This window comes from Streptomyces sp. NRRL S-495 (assembly GCF_000966955.1).
Taxonomy (GTDB): domain Bacteria; phylum Actinomycetota; class Actinomycetes; order Streptomycetales; family Streptomycetaceae; genus Kitasatospora; species Kitasatospora purpeofusca.
On the sequence record NZ_JZWY01001123.1, the window covers coordinates 1 to 4,764 of the forward strand.

General features: G+C 72.0%; 5 protein-coding genes. 3 read left to right on the plus strand and 2 right to left on the minus strand.

Features of this window, described 5'->3' with window-relative positions:
* Positions 1-714: 714 nt before the first annotated feature.
* Complete coding sequence (locus VR45_RS39695; protein WP_045944832.1) at positions 715-2,046, minus strand: hypothetical protein; 1,332 nt, start codon at positions 2,044-2,046, stop codon at positions 715-717.
* Between the two features lie 287 nt (positions 2,047-2,333).
* On the opposite strand from VR45_RS39695, the gene VR45_RS39700 reads away from it, so the two are divergent.
* Complete coding sequence (locus VR45_RS39700) at positions 2,334-3,014, plus strand: SMI1/KNR4 family protein (RefSeq protein ID WP_045944833.1); 681 nt, start codon at positions 2,334-2,336, stop codon at positions 3,012-3,014.
* Positions 3,015-3,119: 105 nt separating this feature from the next.
* On the opposite strand, the gene VR45_RS39705 is transcribed toward VR45_RS39700, so the two are convergent.
* Positions 3,120-3,734 (minus strand): TetR/AcrR family transcriptional regulator, encoded by a 615-nt coding sequence (locus tag VR45_RS39705; protein WP_199926099.1) that lies wholly within the window; start codon positions 3,732-3,734, stop codon positions 3,120-3,122.
* A gap of 37 nt (positions 3,735-3,771) precedes the next feature.
* Between VR45_RS39705 and VR45_RS39710 the strand changes: the two genes are divergently transcribed.
* Together VR45_RS39710 and VR45_RS47675 are read left to right on the plus strand one after the other, a co-directional pair.
* Positions 3,772-4,098, plus strand: coding sequence for a rhodanese-like domain-containing protein (locus VR45_RS39710; protein ID WP_045944834.1), 327 nt, complete (start codon positions 3,772-3,774; stop codon positions 4,096-4,098).
* Between the two features lie 286 nt (positions 4,099-4,384).
* Positions 4,385-4,537: a hypothetical protein gene (locus VR45_RS47675; RefSeq protein ID WP_157855454.1), complete on the plus strand. Its 153-nt coding sequence runs from the start codon at positions 4,385-4,387 to the stop codon at positions 4,535-4,537.
* Positions 4,538-4,764: the final 227 nt, after the last annotated feature.

Sequence of the window (4,764 nt, forward strand, 5' to 3'; positions counted from 1 at the left end):
ACTGCTCCCCGCGCATGCGGGGTTGGTCCCGGCTGGGTGCTCGCCGAGCTGGAGCGACTGACCTGCTCCCCGCGCATGCAGGGTTGGTCCCTCCGCAGCAGTCCGGGTTCGCGGTCAAGTGGACCTGCTCCCCGCGCACGCGAGGGTGGTCCCCATGTCGCCCCTCACCGCGCAGCGGTCAGCCCCTCCCTTATCCCCTTCGCGATGGGCGGCCGGGGTTCGCGTCGACCAACGCCGACCTTGCCGCCGACGTAAAGGTGCCGAGGCGCTCGGAAGCCATAGTCACCTCGACGGCGTGGCACTCCACATACCTGACGTTGCGGTCCCGGTCGCCCGAGGAGTCGCGCCGGGCCAGAAGGGTGCTCTGCATCGAGTGGAGTCCCAAGTGGACGCCGTGGTAAGCCTGTTCCACCGGCTCGGGGCCCTTGACGGCAAGGGTGGCCCACGCGGCCTGCAGCAGAACCGAGTGCTCCTGCGCAGCTTGGAAACGACGGTCGGCCTCCGACAGATCCGGGGCGTCGCCTATCAGTGCGCGTACCACCGGGCCTGCGCCACTGGAGGTGCTCGACCTTGGCCTGCCCCTCCAGCTGGCGTCGTGCCGCCCCGCTGGAGATCGCCGACGCGGAGGCAGTGCCGAGAACACTCAGCACCGCACCCAATAGCGCTGCAAGTCCCTTATCCATGAAGGTGATTGTCCGCCGACGCCGGACCGGCCTACCCGAGCGCGTGCACGATCCCGCCCAGCAGGTGTTCGAGGGCCGACCGCAGGGGCAGGACGAGTGGTCCTGCGGCCACGGCCACGGTCAGGGCGAGGGGCAGCCGCGGGGTCTGCCGCCGGTGCAGGAGGACGCCGAGGACGAGCACCAGCGCGGCGATCACCAGGGGCGGCCCCAGCGCCACCACCCATGCGGGCAGCGGCCCGAGGGTCACCGGGGAGCTCAAGGCACCGGACAGGCCCAGCCAGCCGACCGAGAGCAGCAGGCTGAGGTCGATCAGTCGCGGGACCGCCGGGGACACCCGGATCCGGCCGTCGAGGTTGCGCCGGAACGAGAACACCATCATCAGCACCATGACGGACAGGACGACCAGTTCGACGCGCAGGACGCCGGGGAGGTCGGGCGGGGGGAAGTGTCCGGTGCTGAAGATCCAGGTGACGACCGCGGCGGGCACCCCGAGCAGCGCGGCCCAGAGCAGGCACAGCCGCAGGACCAGGGCCGGGGCGGGTAGCCAGATACTGCCCGTCGGCCGCTCGGGCCGGTCCTGCCCCCGGGCGAGCAGTGCGGCGATCAACGCCTCCTCGGGCCGGTTCTCCGGGCCGCGCCCCGGCGGGTCGCCGGGCCTGCGGAAGCTGTGCTCCAGTGCCTCGCGGCGCCGATGCGCGATGTCCGGCCGCTGCTCGTGCCCGCGGCTGACGGCGCTGAGATAGCCGAACATAAGGAGGACAGCGCCGACCGCGACCACCGCGGGCAGTCGGCCGGCGGGTCCCACGCCGCTGGGCGGTGCCATCCAGGCGGCGGTGAACGCCACCACGAAGACCGCGATCAGGGCCATGCCGCGGACGGCGTCGAACGGGGCGGTCAGATCCGAGCGGCGGACTCCGGCCGACGCGCCCACCACCAGCCAGAGCACGGAGAGCAGCAGCCACTGGGTCGCGACGGCCATCGGCAGCAGGTCCGGCAGTTGCCCGGAGAGGATGTCCCCGACGGCGGCGCCGAACGAGCGGGACCGCCCTCCCGCCCCGAACGCATAGGCCAGCACCAGCAACAGCAACTGCGCCACGCCGAGCAGGCGGCCGGTGTCGTCCCAGAACTCCCGGGAGGTGACGGCGCGCGCGATGGCCCCGGCCTGGACGCCCAGGAGGACGAGCGCCAGCAGGACCGGCATGGCGATCACGCCGAAGGCGGTGTCCGGGTCCATGGTGGTCAGATGGGCGGGGATGCCGAGCGCGTCGGCGACGTGCTGCCCGCCCCGGATCACCGCCCCCATCCACGCGGGTCGGGATTCGTTCTGCACCGCGGCGGCGCCGATGACCGTGACCGCTCCCACCTGTCCCCCTACGCTCGTGCCTGGACGCCCCCCGCCGCACGGGCCCGGGGTCGGCGTTCCGCCTTCGCCCGGGCGGGTCGTGACGTCCGGGTGTCAGCCCAAGAATGCTGCTGCGAACGGCAGTTGGGAACGGCGATCGGGTTCCGTTCACCGAGCGGGGACCGTCCTGTGACAGTGCGGCGGCACCGGGGGAACACCTGGTGCGGATGGTACGGACACCCACGGGACCGCGGGTCGGCCCGGCGTTGGGGTGACCGCGTGTCGGGAGCGGCTCGTACGCTGCGGGCATGAGCATTGGATCTTGGGCGGGTGTCCGCGAGCAGATACAGGAACTGGCGAAGGCACCGGGAGCCACCGCTGTCTTCGGTTTCAGCGGACACGGGTTCGTACTGGAGGATCCGCTCAGCGAACGTGAGGTCGACCAGTTGGAAGCCCAGCTGGGCGTTCGGCTCCCCGAGGACTACCGGGCGTTCCTGATCGAGGTCGGTGCCGGCGGTGCGGGCCCGGGATACGGCGTCTTTCCGGTTCGCCGCGCGGGTGATCGGTGGCACTGGGAAGGGGACGGGGCGGACCTTTTGGATCCGGATCGCCTGTCCGAGCCTTTCCCGGCCCAGGGCCCTGACCCTGCCAGGCTCGTCGCTCTCCAGGAGAAGTGTCCCCAGGAGGAGGACTTCGACGAGGAGGAGGAGTTCGACGAGGCGCTGGGCGAGTGGGAGAGGAAGTGGGAGGCACTGATGTGGAGTCCCGAGCGGACGGTCGGCGCCATCGTCCTCTGCCACTTGGGCTGTGCCTATCGCCAGTGGCTCGTGGTCAGCGGGCCCGAGCGCGGCCGCATCTGGTCCGACGACCGGGCGGACGACCGAGATCTTGAGCCGCTCCTCGGAGCCGGGCAGGAGCCGACGACCTTCGCCCTCTGGTATCGGGGATGGCTGGCCGACGCCGTCCGCACGGTGGAGGCCGCCCGCTGACGGTCCGACCAGCAGAGCCGGCATCTCGCTCCCCACGCCTGCGGGGGCGGGATGCCGGCTCCAGCACCACCCGCCCGCCGGCAGCGGAGCCGCCGGGCCGGGTCATCAGATCGCCCGCTCCGCGAGGCGGAGCAGGCTGGCGCGGATGCGGTGCTCGCCGAGTTCGGGGAGGAGGGCCGCGACGTGGTCGGCGGCCACGGCCGCCAGCAGGGTGTGGGCGGTGGGGTCGGGGTCGGGGGTGGGGGTGAGCAGGATCGCGACGTGGCGGTGCCAGAAGCGGTAGGCGCCGATGCGGTAGCGGGCGCCGGGGGTGGCGGTCTCGGACATGCGGACCAGGGCCAGGTGTTCCAGCAGGTAGTCGAGGTAGGCGTTGAGGAAGGCGGCCAGGCGCTCGGCGGGCGGTGCGCCGGGGCCGAGTGGGGGCGGGCCGTGCAGGACGGCCTCCTGGAGTACGCGTTCGCGGGTGTCCAGGAGGGCGGCGGCCAGCCCCGATTTGTCGCCGAACCGGCGGAACAGGGTGCCCTTGCCGACGCCTGCGGCGGCGGCGACCTGGTCCATGGAGACCGCCTCGACGCCGTGTTCGGCGAACAGTCTGGCGGCCGCGTCCAGCACCGCGATCCGGTTGCGGGCCGCGTCGGCGCGTTCCTTGGGCGGCGGCGTGCGCAGCAGTTCCAGGGGCGTTGCATAAGCGGACTGCGGTCCGGTACTGTCGTGAGCCATAACAGGACTGTAGTCCGATTCTCTTGGAGGTGGCGGCATGACCGCTCTCATCACCCGCGACGACCTGGCAGCAGCGATCGAGGCCGGCGCCGTGACCGTCGTCGACACGCTCGGCGGCGACTACTACACCCAGCAGCACCTTCCCGGTGCGGTGGCGCTGGTCGCGGCCGAGATCGACACCCGGGCGGCGACCCTGCTCCCCGACCGTGACGCCGCGATCGTCACCTACTGCTCCAACCCGGCCTGCCCGAACAGCGGCCAGGTCGCCGACCGGCTCACCGCACTCGGCTACACCGACGTCCGCAAGTACCGCGAGGGCATCCAGGACTGGGTCGAGGCCGGCCTGCCCGTCGAGGCCGCCTGACCTGGGACGGAGGGACGGAGGGGCGGAGGGGCGGAGAGACAGGCAGACGGGCGGGGGCTGCGCGCGCGGCACCCGCCCGTCCGCCGCTGGACGGCGAGTGGTCACACCCGGCACACCTAATGCTCACCAACCGACAGACCTTCAAACACCAGGACAACAGCCCAACTCGACTGGGAAATGGAGAGCAGTCCTCGAAAACTGGTGTAGAATCATAGGTGCAAGGGGGGCCCTGGGGCTGATGCCAAAGCCATCGGCGGGCCACCCACCGGCAGGGGGAACAACCGTCATGACCTACCACCTCGAAACCGCGCGCGCCATCATCAACGAGCGGATGCGCGAGGCCGAGCAGCACCGCCTCGCCCACGCGCTGTACCTCAAGAACCGCGCCGAGACCAAGACCCGGCGGGCACGCCTGCTCCTGTCCCGCCTCGGCGCTTGAGCACCACCGCGGCCTGTCGCCGCACACAGCGAACCGGCCGGACAGTCGATCGTCCGGCCGGTCGCTGACCCCGGGAACACCGCGTCGGAAGCGCGACACCGCGCCCGACCGTCCCCACCCCGCACCACCCCACCTCCGGGCGTCGACCCAGTCCGCCCAGGAGGTCATCGACCGGCCGACGACCGCCGCCCCGTGCGGCCCGCGCCCGCGCCGGAGCGGCTACTGAC